Source organism: Actinoplanes sp. NPDC049316 (assembly GCF_040677315.1).
Lineage (GTDB): Bacteria > Actinomycetota > Actinomycetes > Mycobacteriales > Micromonosporaceae > Actinoplanes.
Genome location: NZ_JBFAQM010000015.1, coordinates 114,028 through 129,714, shown reverse-complemented (window position 1 = coordinate 129,714; position 15,687 = coordinate 114,028). Strand labels below are relative to the sequence as shown.

The 15,687-nt window shown below is 73.7% G+C and carries 11 protein-coding genes; 5 read left to right on the top strand and 6 right to left on the bottom strand.

Going from position 1 to position 15,687, the window contains the following annotated elements:
* Window positions 1-7 precede the first annotated feature (7 nt).
* The 6 genes from AB0K03_RS22995 to AB0K03_RS22970 are packed head-to-tail and all read right to left on the bottom strand — an operon-like array spanning window position 8 to window position 9,370.
* Window positions 8-4,573, bottom strand: a complete 4,566-nt coding sequence (locus AB0K03_RS22995; RefSeq protein ID WP_364688001.1) for an amino acid adenylation domain-containing protein — start codon at window positions 4,571-4,573, stop codon at window positions 8-10.
* Window positions 4,566-5,705: a capreomycidine synthase gene (gene vioD / locus AB0K03_RS22990; RefSeq protein WP_364687999.1), complete on the bottom strand. Its 1,140-nt coding sequence runs from the start codon at window positions 5,703-5,705 to the stop codon at window positions 4,566-4,568. The genes AB0K03_RS22995 and vioD overlap by 8 nt, the downstream gene beginning before the upstream one ends.
* Before the next feature lie 26 nt (window positions 5,706-5,731).
* Window positions 5,732-6,454 carry a thioesterase domain-containing protein gene (locus AB0K03_RS22985; protein ID WP_364687997.1) on the bottom strand — a complete coding sequence of 241 codons (723 nt, stop codon included), beginning with the start codon at window positions 6,452-6,454 and terminating at the stop codon, window positions 5,732-5,734.
* Window positions 6,451-7,719, bottom strand: a complete 1,269-nt coding sequence (locus tag AB0K03_RS22980; RefSeq protein ID WP_364687995.1) for a cation:proton antiporter — start codon at window positions 7,717-7,719, stop codon at window positions 6,451-6,453. The genes AB0K03_RS22985 and AB0K03_RS22980 overlap by 4 nt, the downstream gene beginning before the upstream one ends.
* Window positions 7,716-8,522 (bottom strand): PhzF family phenazine biosynthesis protein, encoded by an 807-nt coding sequence (locus tag AB0K03_RS22975; protein WP_364687993.1) that lies wholly within the window; start codon window positions 8,520-8,522, stop codon window positions 7,716-7,718. Before AB0K03_RS22975 ends, AB0K03_RS22980 begins: the two co-directional genes overlap by 4 nt.
* Window positions 8,522-9,370, bottom strand: coding sequence for an aspartyl/asparaginyl beta-hydroxylase domain-containing protein (locus tag AB0K03_RS22970; RefSeq protein WP_364687991.1), 849 nt, complete (start codon window positions 9,368-9,370; stop codon window positions 8,522-8,524). The genes AB0K03_RS22975 and AB0K03_RS22970 overlap by 1 nt, the downstream gene beginning before the upstream one ends.
* Window positions 9,371-9,592: 222 nt before the next feature.
* On the opposite strand from AB0K03_RS22970, the gene AB0K03_RS22965 reads away from it, so the two are divergent.
* Genes AB0K03_RS22965 through AB0K03_RS22945 form a run of 5 tightly spaced genes read left to right on the top strand, consistent with a single transcriptional unit; the run spans window position 9,593 to window position 15,664 of the window.
* Entirely contained in the window at window positions 9,593-11,908 is a 2,316-nt protein-coding gene (locus tag AB0K03_RS22965; RefSeq protein ID WP_364687989.1) for a non-ribosomal peptide synthetase, read from the top strand.
* Complete coding sequence (locus AB0K03_RS22960) at window positions 11,905-13,284, top strand: SidA/IucD/PvdA family monooxygenase (RefSeq protein WP_364687987.1); 1,380 nt, start codon at window positions 11,905-11,907, stop codon at window positions 13,282-13,284. The genes AB0K03_RS22965 and AB0K03_RS22960 overlap by 4 nt, the downstream gene beginning before the upstream one ends.
* Window positions 13,200-13,862: an FMN-binding negative transcriptional regulator gene (locus AB0K03_RS22955; protein WP_364687985.1), complete on the top strand. Its 663-nt coding sequence runs from the start codon at window positions 13,200-13,202 to the stop codon at window positions 13,860-13,862. Before AB0K03_RS22960 ends, AB0K03_RS22955 begins: the two co-directional genes overlap by 85 nt.
* On the top strand, window positions 13,859-15,415 hold the full coding sequence (locus tag AB0K03_RS22950) for an AMP-binding protein (RefSeq protein WP_364687983.1): 1,557 nt from the start codon (window positions 13,859-13,861) through the stop codon (window positions 15,413-15,415). Before AB0K03_RS22955 ends, AB0K03_RS22950 begins: the two co-directional genes overlap by 4 nt.
* A 36-nt stretch (window positions 15,416-15,451) precedes the next feature.
* Entirely contained in the window at window positions 15,452-15,664 is a 213-nt protein-coding gene (locus tag AB0K03_RS22945) for an MbtH family protein (RefSeq protein WP_364687981.1), read from the top strand.
* Window positions 15,665-15,687: the final 23 nt, after the last annotated feature.

The window sequence follows — 15,687 nt, the reverse complement described above, 5'->3', positions numbered from 1 at the left end:
CGTCCCCCTAGAGCCGGCTCAGCAGGTGGTCGAGCTGCCCCTGGTCGACGCGGGCCAGCGGGAAGTCCGACGGGGTGTAGGCGGAGGTGATCCGCGCGCCGAGTCCGGCGAGGGCGCGTACCTCGTCGAGGAAGCGCGCGGCCAGACCCGCGACGGTCTCCCGGTGGTGCCGCGCCGGGCTGTAACCCCACTGCACGACCAGGTCGGTGCCGCTGACGCCGGCCCGCACCTCGATCGGGTACGCCCGCAGCGCCCGCGGGCTCGCGTCCCCGCCCAGCGGTCCGGGCGCGCTCCCCCGGTACGCGAAGCCGAGCCACGCCCCCGATTCCAGGTCCTGGGCCGGCCAGCCGATGCCACCGTCCGGCACCGCGCGCAGCGACTCCTTCACGGCCTTGAGGGACGCCTCCGGTGACGCCGCGCCGGGTAGTGCGACGGGGTGCGTACACCGGAACGGCCCGACCGTGCGGGAGAGGTCGACCTCTTCGGAGAGCGGCTCGCGGCCGTCGCGTTCGACCTCGACCACGTGGCGCGCGGCGCCGGTCCAGCCGGTGAGGGTCCGGGCCAGCGCGGTCAGCAGCACCTCGGCGGGCCGGGCGCCGAGCGGCCCGGACGCGGCCGTCATCAGCGCCTCGGTCTCGTCGGCGTTCAGCGACACCGTGACCGTCCGCGCGGCCGCCTCGGTGTCGGCCGAGGGCTCGGCGGTGAGGTCGGACGGCAGTGCCCCGGCCGGCTCCCCGAGCACCTGCGACCAGTACGCCCGCTGGGACCGTACCGCCTCGGACCGGACGTGGGCGGAGATGCGGCGGGCCCAGGACTGCCACGAGGTGGTCTTGGCCGGGAGCTTCACCTCGCGCCCGGCGGCGAGCTGGGCGAGCGCGGTGCCCAGGTCCTCGGCGATGATGCCGAGCGACACCGGGTCGGCGACCAGCCGGTGCGCCACGAGCGCCACCCGGCCGGGGCGGAACAGGGCGACCCGGAACACCGGGCCGGTGGCCAGGTCGAGACCGCGCCGCAGCTCCGCGAGCGCCGCCTCCTCCGGCTCGCCCGGGTCGTACGCCCGCAGCGGCGTCGCGTCCCCGCGCGGTGCGATCCGGGCGCGGGTGCGGTCCCCGGCGAGCAGGATGCGCTGGCGCAGCCCGTCGTGGTGGGCGAGCAGGCGCTCCACCACCTCGCCGAGCCCGGTTTCGTCGACCGGCGCCGGCAGCTCCAGCACCGCGGACACGGTGTGGTGGTGCGGGTCCGCGGCGCCGGCGGTGCAGAACGCCCGCTGCGCCGGGGTGAGCGGTACCGGCCCGGTGACGTCACCCTGCTCGGCGTCGACGACCGTACCGGCGGTGGCCACCTCGGCCAGCGTGGCGATCGTCGGGTTGGCGAACAGGTCGTACGGCGACAGCACGATGCCGGCCTCGCGGGCCCGGGCGACGACCTGGATGGCCAGGATGGAATCGCCGCCGAGCTCGAAGAAGTTGTCGTGCAGCCCGACCGGGCCGGTCCCGACGACGGCGGCCACGACCTCGGCGAGCTGTCGTTGCAGGGGCGTGCGCGGCGCGACGTGGTCCTCGTCGCCGCCGGGTCGCGGCCCCTCCGGCGCGGGCAGCCGCCCACGGTCCACCTTGCCGTTGGCGTTCAGCGGCAGCGCCTCCAGCTCTACGAACGCGGACGGCACCAGGTAGGGCGGCAGTTCCCGTTCCAGGTAGCGGCGCAGCCCACCGGCCCCGGTCGCCGCGCCGGGTGCAGGCACGACGTACGCCACGAGACGCCGGTCGCCGGGCGCGGGCTCGTACAGCGCGACGAACGCCTCGGCCACCGCGTCGTGCCGGGTGAGCGTCGACTCGATCTCGGTGGGCTCGACCCGGAAGCCGCGGATCTTGATCTGGGTGTCCACCCGGGACAGGAACTCCAGGTTGCCGTCGGGGCGGCGGCGGACCAGGTCCCCGGTGCGGTAGAGGCGCTCACCGGGCCGGCCCGGATCGGGGTCGGCGACGAAGCGCGCCGCGGTGAGCGCCGGGCGGGCGAGGTAGCCGCGGGCCACGCTGACGCCGCCGATGTAGAGCTCGCCGACGCCGCCGAGCGGCACGGGACGCAGCCGGTGGTCGAGGACGCGCAGCGCGGCCGAGGGCAGCGGGGTGCCGATCGGGAAGTTGGGCCAGTCGCGTACCGGTCCGGCCGGGTCCATCCAGAAGAAGGTCGAGCTGACCGTGGTCTCGGTGAGGCCGTACACGTGCATGAGCGGCACCCCGGTCCGCCGCCACAACGCCAGCCGGCCCGGCAGCACCCGCTCCCCGCCGATGATCACCAGGCGCAGGCACTCCGGCAGGCTCCGGTCGCGGCGGTCGAGCTCGCGGACCCACTCGTGCCAGTACGCCGTGGGCAGCTCCATGACGGTGAGCCGGTCGCGTTCCACGAGGTCGACCAGGTCGAGCTCGCCGGAGACGAGGTGCCCGTCCGGGACGACCACGGTGCCGCCGGCCAGCCAGGTGGGGAACAGCTCCTCGGCCAGCACGTCGAAGCCGGGCGAGGCGAACTGCAGGAACCGGTCCCCAGCGCCCAGGCCGAGCCGGTCCGCGACGTCGCGGGCGAACGTCGCCAGCGAGCCGTGCTCGATCATCGCGCCCTTGGGGCGGCCGGTCGAGCCGGAGGTGTAGACCACGTACGCGAGCGACGCGGGACCGGGCGGCCCCGGCGGGCAGGTGGCGGGCAGGTCCGAGGTGTCGAGGTCGTCCAGGAGCACGACGTGGCCGGGCAGCGCGACGCCGGCGGCGGTGAGGGCCGCGGCCGGGCCCGCTTCGGTGATCAGGACCGGCGCCCCGGCGTCGGCCAGCATGTACGCGATCCGCTCCGGCGGGTACACCGGGTCGAGCGGCAGGTACCCCCCGCCGGCCTTGAGCACGGCGAGGACGGACACGGGCAGGCGTACCGAACGGTCGACCAGGATGCCGACCGGCGTCTCCGGCCCCACGCCCCGGGTGCGCAGGTGGTGGGCCAGCCGGTTGGCGCGCTCGTCCAGTTCGCCGTAGCCGAGCCGGGTCCCGCCGTGGATGACCGCGGGGGCGTACGGGGCCTCGGCGGCGCGGCGCTGGAAAACCTCCAGGAAGCCCTCCCCCGCCGGTCTCCCCGGGCGCGACGCCGGGGCGGTGCCGGTGAGCCGCACCTGACTCACCGTCGTCCGCGGCTCGGAGATCAGCTGGTGCAGCACCCGTTCGAACTGCTCGGCGAAGAGCACGATCGTCTCGCGGTCGAACATGTCGGTCTGGTAGACCCACTGGATCCGGATCCGCTCGCCGCCGGGGTCGACGTCGAGGGTGAGCGGGGCGGCCGACAGGCTCACCTCGATCGGCTCCTGGCTGATCCGCAGGCCGGGCACCTCCAGGGTGCTCCCAGGCGCCCGGACGTCGATCCACACGTGCGTCATGGAGGTCTGCAACGCCTCCCGGCCCAGGCCCAGCTCCTCGATGAGCCGCTCGATCGGCAGATCCTGGTGCTCGTACGCGGTCAGCACCGTGCGTTTCGCCTGGTCCAGGACCTGCTGCAGGGTGTGGTCGCCGGCCAGGCGCATCCGCAGCGGCAGCGCGGAGATGAAGCAGCCGATCAGCCGTTCGAGCTGGACCCGTCCGCGGCCCGAGACGATCTCGCCGATCACCAGGTCGTCGCGGCCCAGGTAGCGCGAGAGCAGCACGGACACGGCGGCGAGCAGCACGACGGGCAGCGACGCCTTCTCCCGCTCGATGCACCGGCGGACGCCCTCGGTGAGCCCGGCGGGCAGCTCGGCGACGTGGGCGGCGCCGGCGAAGGTGGGCCGGGCCGGGAACGGCCGGTCGCCGGGCAGGGTCAGCGGCTCGTCCACCCCGTCGAGGGTCCGCCGCCAGTACGCGACCTCGTCGGCCATCCGCTTCTCGCCGAACTCCCGCTGCCAGGCGGCGAAGTCGGCGTACTGGATCTCCGGCGGCGGCAGGCCGGATCCACCGCCGGTGCTGTGCATGACGTACAGGGCCGCGAACTCCTGCACGAGGATGGCCACCGAGAGCAGGTCGGCCGCGGAGTGGTCGGTGGTGATCAGCACCACGTGTTCCTCGGCGGCCATGCGCAGGACCGTGACCCGCAACCGTTGCGGCTGCGTACGCTCGAACGGCCCGCCCACCTCGGCCTTCCACCGCCGCAGCACCTCGGCACGCTGCTCGTCCGGCATACGGCCGGACAGGTCGACGACCGGGGTCGGCACCGGCGTGGTCGGATGGACCACCTGCACGCGGGTGCCGTCGTCCTGCAGCTCGACGGTCGAGCGCAGCACCTCGTGCCGATCGACGACCTCGGTGAGGACCCGGCCGAGCAGTGCGACGTCGAGGCGGCCCTCGACCCGGAACGCGCCGGGGATGTTGTTGGCCTGCCGGAACTGGGTGATCGCCCACTCCCGCTCCTGCTGGAAGGCCAGCGGTGCGGGCCGGGACCGGTCGCGGGGCAGGATCCGCTCGGCGTCCGCGGGGCGGTTCGCCGCAGCCCGCTCGGCGAGCTTGCGCTCCAGCGCGGCCCGTTGCTGCGGCGTCAACGCCGCGATCCGGCTCTGCAGGTCAGCCATGGGGCACCACCGTCTCCGCGTCTTCACGCAGCACTTGTTCCAGGCACGACAGGCCGGCGGTCAGCTCGGCGCTGGTGCCGCCGAAGCCGAGCCGGGCGTACTGGTGGTAGGCGTCGCCGAAGCAGGACCCGGGCACCAGCAGCACCCGGTGGCGTTCGGCCAGCCGCCGGCAGGAAAGGGTGACGTCGCGCTGGTGCGGGAACCGCAGGAACGCGCTCACGCCGCCGTCGGGCGGGGTGAACCGCACCAGGCCGGGCAGACGGTCCGCCCAGCCGGTGAGCACCCGCAGGTTGCCGAGGGCGTGCTCGCGTTGCCGGGCGACGATCCGGTCGGCGTTGCGGACGGCCTGCTCGGCGAGGAATTCCAGCACCGGTGAGACGTACAGCGCGATGTAGTCGCGCAGCAGGGCCATCCGGGCGAGCAGCTCCGGCGGCGCCAGGCACCAGCCGACCCGCAGGCCCGCCAGGCCGTAGCTCTTGGAGAAGGTGCCCCAGGCGATGCACCGGTCGTACCAGCGGGCCGGCAGCGGCAGCGGGTCGCTCGCATACGTCAGCTCGCCGAACGCGTGGTCCCAGACCAGCCAGGCGCCCGCCTCCGCGGCGATCTCGACCAGTTCGCGCTGCTGCTCGGCGGTGATGGAGACCCCGGTCGGGTTGTGCGGGAAGTTCACCACGATCATCCGGGGGCGGGAGCGGGCCAGCCGGCGCAGCTCCGCCAGGTCCACGGCGAAGCCCTCGTCGTGGTTCAGGCGCCAGCGGGTGATCCGGCAGCCGCGCCAGGCGGCGACGTCGTACAGCTGCTGGTACGCCGGGTCCAGCACGATCACCTCGTCGCCGGGCGCCACGGCCAGGTGCATGACCAGGTAGATCGCCTCGCTGGAGCCGTGGGTGACCATCATCCGGCCGGTGTCCCCGCCGGCCCAGCGGTCGGCGAGGGCGGCCCGCAGCCGGGCACCGCCGTAGCTCTCGCTGTCGTGGAAGACCATGCTGCCCAGCTCGGACAGGTCGAACCCGCACAACGACTGGAACTCGGCCATGCTCAGGTCTCGGACGCCGCTGCTGCCGATGTCGTGGTCGACCTTGTGGTAGTAGTCGCGCATCCAGGCTTCGAGCCGAGCGATCGAGATGTCCACAGAGGAGACGCTAGGAGCCGGCGCGCTCACGGTGACGTCACGTGAAGCCGGGACAGGGTGTCCAGCAGCTCCGGCGGCGCCTCGGCGAAGCGCAGATGGGGGCCGTCGAACACGGTGAAGGTGGTGTCGCCGCAGGCCGGCCAGCCGGTCATCAGGCCGGGCCCGACCTCGGTGTCGCCGCTCCACCCGATCGCGGTGATCGGGCAGGCGACCCGCACCGGCTCCGGGACCACGTAACGGCGGGCCAGTTCCACGTCGCCGCGCAGCACCCGGAGGTAGAGCGCCACCAGATCCGGGTACGGCGTGTTGCCCTGCGCGCGGACCGTCTCCTCGAGCTCGCGGGTCAGGTCCGCGTCGGTCATGTCCAGCATCCGGCCGTAGGGGCCGTCCTGCGGGGCCACCTGCGACGAGACGAACAGCCGGGCCGCCGGTGGGCCGCCGACGGCCTCGATGCGGGCGGTCGCCTCGTACGCGACGTGCGCCGACCAGCAGTGGCCGAAGAAGGCGTACGGCACGTCGAGGTAGGGCGCGAGGGCGAACGCGAGGTCGCGGACCAGGAGCGCGAAGCTCTCCGGCATCGCCTCGCCGAAGCGGGTCATCCGGCCGGGCAGCTCGACCGGGAGGAACTCCACCCCGTCGCGCTGCGCCGGCCAGGCCGCGTAGACCCCGGATCCGTAGCCGGCCTGGGGGATGCAGAACACCCGTCCCGCGGCCACGCGGGACGGCTCGCGCGGCAGCCACACCGTCACGGCACGGCCTCGGGGCTGGCGGCCGGCAGCCGCGGCTCGCGATCGCGGCGGACCAGGCGCTCGGGGTAGACGAACGGCAGCAGGATGCCCGCCATGGCCGTGGTGACCAGCGCCATGACCACCATGAGCGAGTACATCCCGGTGTCCAGCACCCCGAGCTGCAGGCCGACGGTGAGCACGATGAGCTCGGTCAGCCCGCGGGTGTTCATGAGGATCGCCAGCACGGCGGAGTGCCGCGCCCGGATGCCGTTGAGCCGCGCGCCGGTGTACGCGCCGACGCACTTGCCGCCGATGGCCACCAGCAGGATGAGGGCCAGTTCCCCGATCAGCCGGCCGTCGAGCGACGACAGGTTCACCTTGATACCGGCCACGACGAAGAACACCGGCAGCAGCAGGACCGCGCAGGCCGTCCGCATCCACGTGACGACCCGCTCGCTCAGCAGGGGCCCGTCGCCGCGCGGCACGACCGCCCCGAACAGGAACGCGCCGAAGATGAGGTGCAGACCCATCAGCTCGGTGGCGTACGCCGAGGCCCACAGCCCGGCCCCGACGGCGAGCGGCCCGGCGATCCGCACGGCGCGCCCGGCGCGGGTCACCCGCCGCGCCGCCCGGGCCAGCAAGGGCCGGACCGCGAGCAGCAGGACGAGGGCGAAGGGGACGACGAGCAGGACCTGCCACGGGACGCTGCCGGCACCGGCGAGGGCGGCCACGACCGCGAGCAGCGTCCAGGCCAGCACGTCGTCCACGGACGCGCAGGCCAGGGCCAGGCCGCCGATGGGCGTCCGCAGCAGGCCCTTGTCGGTGAGGATCCGGGCCAGCACCGGGAACGCCGTGATCGACATCGCGGTGCCGAGGAACAGCACGAAGGCGAGCCGGTTCCCGGCGGGGTGGTTGCCCAGCAGGTACCACGCCAGCACCGCGCCGAGCGCGAACGGCAGGGCGATCGCGCTCAGCGACACGCTCGCCGCGATGCGGCCCTGCCCGCGTAGCAGGTCACGGTCCAGTTCCCGGCCCACCAGGAACATGAACAGGACGACACCGACGTTGGCGACGGTCGCCAGGGTGGGACGGATCTCGGCGGGGAAGACCGCACGGGTCAGAGCGCCGCCGAACAGGGTCGGCCCGAGCAGGATGCCGCCGAGGATCTCCCCGATCACCGCGGGCTGACCGAGCCGGCGGGCCAGCAGCCCGAAGGCCCGCGCCACGACGACGATCACGACCAGCGCCAGCAACAGCGGCGGGACGACCTCCCAGCGCGCCGTCACCGGCTGCCCAGTCGCTCGAGGGGAAGCTCATGGTCGCCGGCGCGGGGGACCGCGGTGCCGAGCACCCGTACGTGGTCCGGTGCGTCCTGCACCTCCAGCCGGCCGCCGCGCGGGGACATCTGCAGCGCGCTGAACCGGCTCCGGCCGAGGCGCCCGGCCCAGTACGGCGCCAGTTTGGCGTGCGCCGTGACGCACACCTCGTCCTCGTCCAGGCCGAGCGACGGGAAGAACGTGCGCGACACGAAGTCGTCCCCGCCGGTGCCCGGCGCCGTCACGATGTGCCCGCGGAACGGCAGGCGGGCCAGCGCCGGAAAGTCGGGGCGGACGGCGGCGACGGCCTCGGCGGAGGCCACCTCGATCACGACGTCGTCGGGGGACACCGCGCACGCGACGGCCGGCGTGCCGAGCGCCTCGACCACCTCGGGCGGCGGTTCGGCGGCGGTGAGCGCCGGCCGGGGCAGGGTCAGCGCGATGAGGTCGCCGGACCGCTCGGCGGTGATGACCCCGTGGGCGGAGACGAACCGCAGCCGCGGCCGGTCCGCGTCCGCGGGCTGGGCGAAGAGGTGGCGCGCGCCGGCGATGGTGGCATGGCCGCAGAGGTTGACCTCGGCATACGGCGTGAACCAGCGAACCCGGTACTGCCCGTCCCCGTCCGGCGTCAGGAAGGCCGTGGTGGGTACGCCGATCCGGTACGCCGTTGCCTGCAGCAGCTCGTCGCCGGGGAGGTCCGGCCCGACCACCACCGCGGCCGGGTTGCCGCCGAAGCGGCCGTCCTTGAAGGCGTCGACGATGTGGTAGCGCATCAGGACCGCTCCAGGGTGTAGTAGCGGTGCAGGTCGAGGGCCCGGGGCAGCACCTGCGGGTCGGGGGACTCCCGGGCGACGGCGAGCATCGTGTCCCAGACGAAGTTCTCCCCGGCGTCGTAGCGGAAGAACTTCTTGATGACGATGGCGAAGACGTCGAGGAAGGTGTCGGCGGTGAGCACCTCCGCCAGCTGCCGCAGCGCGGCCCGTTCCGCGTCGGGCAGCGGTGGACGCGCGACCACCCGGTCGGCCGGCATGTCCTGCCCGGTCGGCGGCAGCTGGATCAGCGGCGCGTCGTCGCCGGTGTCGATGAAGTCGAAGATGAGGTGGACCCGGGGTTCCTTGCTGAGCACCGCGACCGAGTGCAACTGCGCGGCGTCGAGGAACCAGATGTCGCCGCGCTTCATCCGGTACACCGTGTTGTCCTCGCTGAAGAAGCAGTTCTCGTTGGTGGCCAGGACGAGGTGCACCCGGTGGGCGTTGCGGGCGTTGTCCGGCAGGTCCTTGAGCTCCAGCAGGTCGCGGTGCGGGATGAACACCGTGTCCGCGACCGGTGCCAGCCGGACGAAGTTGAGCCGGCTCAGGTCGGCCGTACTCGTGATCAGCGACCGCAGGTACGGCAACTCCTCGCCGTACGGGGTGAACGCCGCCTTCTCGCCGTACGGGTAGCCGGTGATCACACCGTCGCCGGCGTGCCCGCCGACGGCCCACAGCATGTAGTTCTTCCACGGCGCGCCGATGAGGTAGTCGCTGTACGCCTCGGAGTACGGCAGCGATGCGACGTGCTCGAGGTCCTTCGCGAGGGCGTCGTCGTCGAGCCGGATGGTGGTCACGTATCGGGTGCGCATCGGGTCGCGCCGTCCTCTCCGTAGAGCCGCCCGGGCAGCGGCCTGCCTCCTGCGGCGACGCTAGGTTCCGGCGGCTGCGGCCGGGCAGTCCCCGGAACGAGCGACCCCCGGCGGCCGGACCCGGCCGATGTCCGCCGAACCGGGGACAGGCAGCCGCGGCGGCCCGTCGGTTGACTGGGCCCTGTGCGCAGCCCACTGACGGACAACGGAGGCGAGACGTCGATGGCGGAAGAATGCGTCGGCCCGGTCGCGACCCCGGACGGCCTCATGCGGAGCCTGCACGATCTGGCCGGGGCCGTCGGCACCGACGGCCTCGCCGCGCTCGCAGTCTGCGCCTGGGTGCTGGCCCCGCGGCTGTCGCGCGACGGCGCCACCACCGCGGTCCGGCTGATCCAGGGCCCGCGGGAGATCGTCACACCGACGGCGCCGCCACCGGCCGGCAGCTTCCGCGCCGCGCTGCGCCGGGCCGCCGAGCTCACCGTCGTCACCGGCCCGGATCCCCGCCGGGAGCAGCCGGTCGAGGCCACGATCCTGGTGTCGCAGGACGGCCGCCGCCTGTACGCGGAGAACATGACCAGCTCCGCCGACACGCCCACCGCCCTGTGCTGGGCCCGGTCCTTCGTGGAGCTGCTCACCCGTCTCACCGGCGAGCCGGACGCGCCGATGCACCGGCATCCGCTCATCGGCGACGCGGAGCGGGAGCGGATTCTGCACGGGCTGAACGCGTACCAGCGGCCCGAGGTGCGGCACCGGACGATGACCGAGCCGTTCGAGGAGCAGGTGCGGCGCTCACCCGGGGCGATCGCGCTGCTGGACGAGGAGGGGGTCACCCTCACCTACCGTGAGCTGAACGAGCGCGCGAACCGGCTGGCGCACTTCCTTCGGGCACAAGGCGCGGGGGCGGGCACCCGGGTCGGCATCTGCATGGAACGCGGCATCGAGCAGATCGTCGCGATCTACGCCGCGGCGAAGGCCGGTGCCGCGTACGTGCCGTTGGACGCCGAGCTGCCCGACGCGCGGCTCGCGTACATCGCCGAGGACGCCGCGCCGCGCCTGGTGCTCACCGATCCGGCCTGCCGCGCACGCGTCCCGGCGGGCGGGTGGCGGATCGTGGACACCGGCCGGGAACCCGCCCCGTGGGCCGGTCACCCGGCGACCGACCCCGCCGTCGACAGCAGCGCCGAGGACCTCGTCCACATCCTTTACACGTCGGGGACGACGGGCCGCCCGAAGGGGGTCGCTTACCCGCGCAGCGCCGCCTTGGCGAACATCGCCTGGAATCAGCGCCACTACCCGTTCGGCCCCGGCGACTCCGCGGTGTTCAAGACCTCCCCCGGCTTCGACGTCTCCATCTGGGAGATCTTCTGGCCGCTGTACCACGGCGCCCGCCTGGTCGTCTGCCGTCCGGGGGCGCACCGCGACCTGCGGCACCTCGCCGCGCTGGTCGGCGAGCACCGGGTCACCACGATCTTCCTGTCGCCCACGGTGATGGCGCCCTTCCTGGAGCACGTGTCGGCACGGCGGACCGGCTCGCTGAAGTGGGCCTGGTGCGGCGGGGAACCGATGACCCGGCGGATCTGGCGGACGTTCTACGACCGGCTGCCGGAGTCGGCCCTCATCAACTGCTACGGGCCGACCGAGGGCAACAACGTCACCGACCTGGTCCTCGCGCCCGTCCCGGAGGCGACCGTGCCGCTCGGCCGGCCGGCCGCCAATTTCCGGATCACCCTGCTCGACGAGAACCTGGGCCTGGTGCCGGTCGGGATGCCCGGCGAGGTGTACCTGGGCGGGGAGGTGGGGCTCGCGCACGCGTACTGGCGCAAGCCTGGACTGAGCGCCGAACGGTTCGTCGCGGATCCGTACGGACCGCCGGGCGCGCGCATGTACCGTACCGGCGACCTGTGCCGGTACCGGCCCGACGGCGTCCTGGAGCACCTCGGCCGGATCGACCGGCAGGTCAAGATCCGCGGCCTGCGCATCGAGCCGGGCGAGATCGAGTCGGTGCTGACGGCCCATCCGGCGGTCGCGGACTGCGCGGTCGTCGCGCACGGAACCCCGGCCCGCCTGCTCGCCTTCGTGGTGGGCGCCGAGGGGCCACCCGACACCGGCGCCGTAGCGGAGCACGCGGCCGCGCACCTGCCCGCGCACATGTGCCCGGAGAGCCTGGTCGTGGTGCCCCGCATCCCGTACACGGTGAACGGCAAGGTCGACCAGGTCTCCCTCGTGGACACCTGGCGGCGCGAAGGCGGCGGGAAGCGCGAGATCGTGCCGCCCGCCGACGAGCTGGAGGCCGCGGTCGTCGACATCTACCGCCGCGTCCTGCAGGCCGGGGAGGTCAGTGTCGACGACACCTTCGCGCAGCTCGGCGGCCACTCCGTACTCGCCTTCAAGGTGCTCGACGAGTGCGCGGCGACGCTGGGCAGCCGGCCCGATCCGGCCCGCGTCCTGGGCGGCACCGTCTCGGAGGTGGCGGCGTCGATCCGCGCCGGGCGCCGGGGCCTCGACCGGGCGGGCGACCGGGCCCGGCGCGCCTCGTGAGGCGGGCGCCCGGCGCGGCCACCACGGACCTGGTGGGGGTCGGCTTCGGCCCGGCGAACCTCGCGCTGGCGATCGCCCTGGCCGAGTACGTCCCACCGGCCGGCGGGACCGCGGCACCCCGCGCGCGCTTCTTCGAGAAGCAGTCCGGGTTCGGCTGGCACCGGGGCATGCTGATCGACGGCGCCACCATGCAGGTGTCCTTCCTCAAGGACCTGGTGACCCCGCGCGACCCCACCAGCCCGCTGAGCTTCCTGTCCTACCTGCACGCCAACGGCCGGACGGCGGAGTTCATCAACCGCAAGTCGTTCTTCCCGTACCGCACCGAGTTCCACGCCTACCTGGAATGGGCGGCCGCGCGGGTCGCCGCCGACGTGTCCTACGGCAGCGAGGTGGTGGGGCTGCGCGCGGCCGGCGACGGGAACCTCGTCGACGTGGTGGTCCGGCACGGGGGGTCCCTGCTGACCCAGCGCACCCGCAACGTCGTCCTCGCCACCGGCCTGGAGCCGCACCTGCCGGACGGGGTCCGCACCGGCGAGCGGGTATGGCACAGCTCCGAGTTCCTGCACCGGGTCGGCGCGATCGCGGCCGGGCAGCCCCGCCGCTTCGTCGTGGTCGGCGCCGGGCAGAGCGCCGCCGAGGCCGTCGGTCACCTGCACGAGCGTTTCCCGTACGCCCAGGTACACGCCGTCCACCTGCGCTACGGATACAGCGTCGCCGACAACAGCGCGTTCGCGAACCAGATCTTCGACCCGGCGGCGGTGGACCACTTCTTCGCCGCGCCGCCCGGAGTCAAGGACATGCTGGCCCGCTACCACGCGAACACGAACTACTCAGTGGTGGACACCGATCTCATTCAGGACCTGTACGACCGCTCGTACCGCGAGGGCCTCACCGGCGACCGGCGCCTGCACATGCACGGCGCGTCCCGGCTGCGCGGTCACCATCCCGGCCCCGACTCCGTACGCGTCGCCGTCGAGTTCCTGCCGACCGGCGAGGTCACCACCCTCACCGCCGACGCCGTCGTCTTCGCGACCGGTTATCGCCCGGCCGATCCGGCCACTCTGCTGGGCGAGCTGGGCGCGCTGTGCCACCGCGACGAGCACGGCCGGCTGCTCGTGGACCGGCAGTACCGGGTGTGCACCGGCGACGCCCTGCGGGCCGGCATCTACCTGCAGGGCCCGACCGAGCACAGCCACGGCATCTCCTCGACCCTGCTGTCCAACGTGGCCGTACGCGCCGGCGAGATCGTCGCCGCCCTGACCTCGCAGCACCGACGAGAGGAGCCGGGGCCGTGTTCGTACCCAGCCGATATGACGCCCGGGACGCGCAATGGCATCGCCGCATCGTCGCCGGGCATCCCCTGGCCACGTTCGTGACCAACGGGGAGCCGGTCCCCTGGGCCACCCGGCTGCCCGCGCTGGTCGCCCCGGGCGAGCCCGAGGCGGGGCCGCTGCCCGGCGTCGAGCTCGTCGGCCACCTGAACCGGGCCAACCCGCACTGGCGGTCGCTGACCGACGGCACCGCGGCGCGGCTGATGTTCGACGGGCCCGGCGGCTTCGTCACCCCGGCCGTGTACCACGCCGATCCCGCCGCCCCCACCTGGAACTTCGCGTCGGTGCACGTGTGCGGCCGGATCCGGCTGGTGCACGACCCGGAGCAGACCCTGGCGATCGTGCGGTGGACCGCGGAACGGCTGGAGGAGCGGTTCGGCGCGGGCTGGGACTGCACCTCCTCCCTCGGCTACTTCCGCGCCATCCTGCCCGCCGTCGGCGCGTTCCGGCTGACCGTCGAGTCGGTGGAGGCGATGTTCAAGCTCAGCCAGGAGAAGGACGCGGCGACCCGGGACTCGGTGATCGCCCGCTACGAGGCCGATCCCGCGTCCGGGCCGCTGGCCCGGCTCATGCGTGAGTACGGCACCCAGACCACGTCGACCAGAGGAAGGTGCCCGTCATGACCATGGTGTCGCTGTGGGGTGGTGAGCCCGTCCCGGGCTGCCTGTTCGGCTCCCTGACGGAGGCGGATCCGGACCGGGTCGCGCTTGTCGACGGCGAGCTGCTGCTCACGTACGCGGGGCTCCTCGCCTGGGCCCGGCGGATCGCCGACCTGCTGGACGAGCACGGGGTCCGCGCCGGGGACATGGTCGCGGTGACCGGGCCGCGCGGGGCCGCCACCACCGCCGCCATGCTCGGCATCACCTACCTCGGCGCGGTGTACGTCCCGCTCGATCCGGAGTACCCGCGGCGACGCCTGACGTACATGCTCGACGACAGCGGGGCGCAGGTGCTGCTGCACACCGGGGCAGTGCCGCAGCTCGGTGGCACGGCCCGCCTGCTCGCGATCCCCGGCCCGTACGACGGTGCGGCGCCGGGCGACCGCAAGCCCGTCGACTGCCGGCCGGACCTCGGTTTCTACGCCATCTACACGTCCGGCTCCACGGGCTGGCCGAAGGGTGTCGTGATCCCGCACAGCTGCCTGGACGCCATGGTGTCGTGGCAGGCCGGCCACTCGCCCCAGCCGGATCTGCGCACCGCGCAGTTCGCGCCGCTCAACTTCGACGTCTCCTTCCAGGAGATTCTCGGGACGCTGCGGGGCGGGGGCACGGTCGTCTACGTGCCGGAGGAGCTGCGCCGCCACCCGGCCGGCCTGCTCAGCTGGCTCGTGGCGAACCGGATCGAGCGGCTCTTCCTGCCGTACATGGCTTTGCAGATGCTCGCCATCGCGGTGACGACGGCGGCGGACGTGAGCGGGGTGGCGCTGCGCGAGGTGAACGTCGCCGGCGAGCAGCTCGTCGTCACCGGGGACATCCGGACCATGTTCCGGCGGCTGCCGGCGGCCCGGCTGGTCAACCATTACGGGCAGAGCGAGTCCGCGATGGTCACGTCGCACGTCCTGCCCGCGGACGTGGACGCCTGGCCCGCGATCCCGCCGATCGGCGTCCCGCTGCCCGGCTGCGAGGTGCTCGTCGACCCGCCGGATCCCGCCGAGCCGGAGGTGGGCGAGCTGCTCGTGGCCGGCCTGCCGGTGTCGCTGGGCTACCTGCACCGGCCCGAGCTCAACGCCGACCGCTTCCGCACGGTGCCGCCGACCCCGAGGGGGCACACGACGGTCTTCCGCACCGGCGACCTGGTACGCGCCGCCGGCGGCACGGTCACGTTCCTGTCCCGGGTGGACAGTCAGGTGAAGATCCGCGGCGTCCGCATCGACCTGGCCGAGGTCGACGCGCACCTGCTGGGCCGGCCCGGGGTGAAGGCGGCCGCCTGCGTGAGCGTCCCGACCCCGTCGGGGACCCGCAAACTGCGCGCGGCGGTGACCGCTCACGACGACGGCCCGCCCCCGGACGTGTACACCCTGCGGCAGTACCTGCGCGAGGTGCTGCCGGAGGCGTCGGTGCCGGCGTCGATCACCGTGCTGCCCGAGCTGCCGCGTACCCCGAGCGGGAAGATCGACCGGGACGCCGTCGCCGGGCTCGTCACCGCGGCGCTGGGTGTCCGTCCTGGATTTGCGTGACGTTCCCCGGATCACCGCGCTGGCTACCGTCGGCGCATGAATCCTTTCGACGACCCGGACGGCACCTTCCTCGTTCTCGTCAACGACGAGGACCAGCACTCGCTCTGGCCGGCCGCGCTGGCCGTACCGGCCGGATGGACCGTCGCGCACGGCCCCGGCGGCCGGCAGGAGTGCTTCGACTACGTCGAGGCCCACTGGACCGACATCCGTCCGCGCAGCGCCCGCCGGGAAACCACCGCGGCGAGCTGACGCACCGGCCGGCACCGAATGAG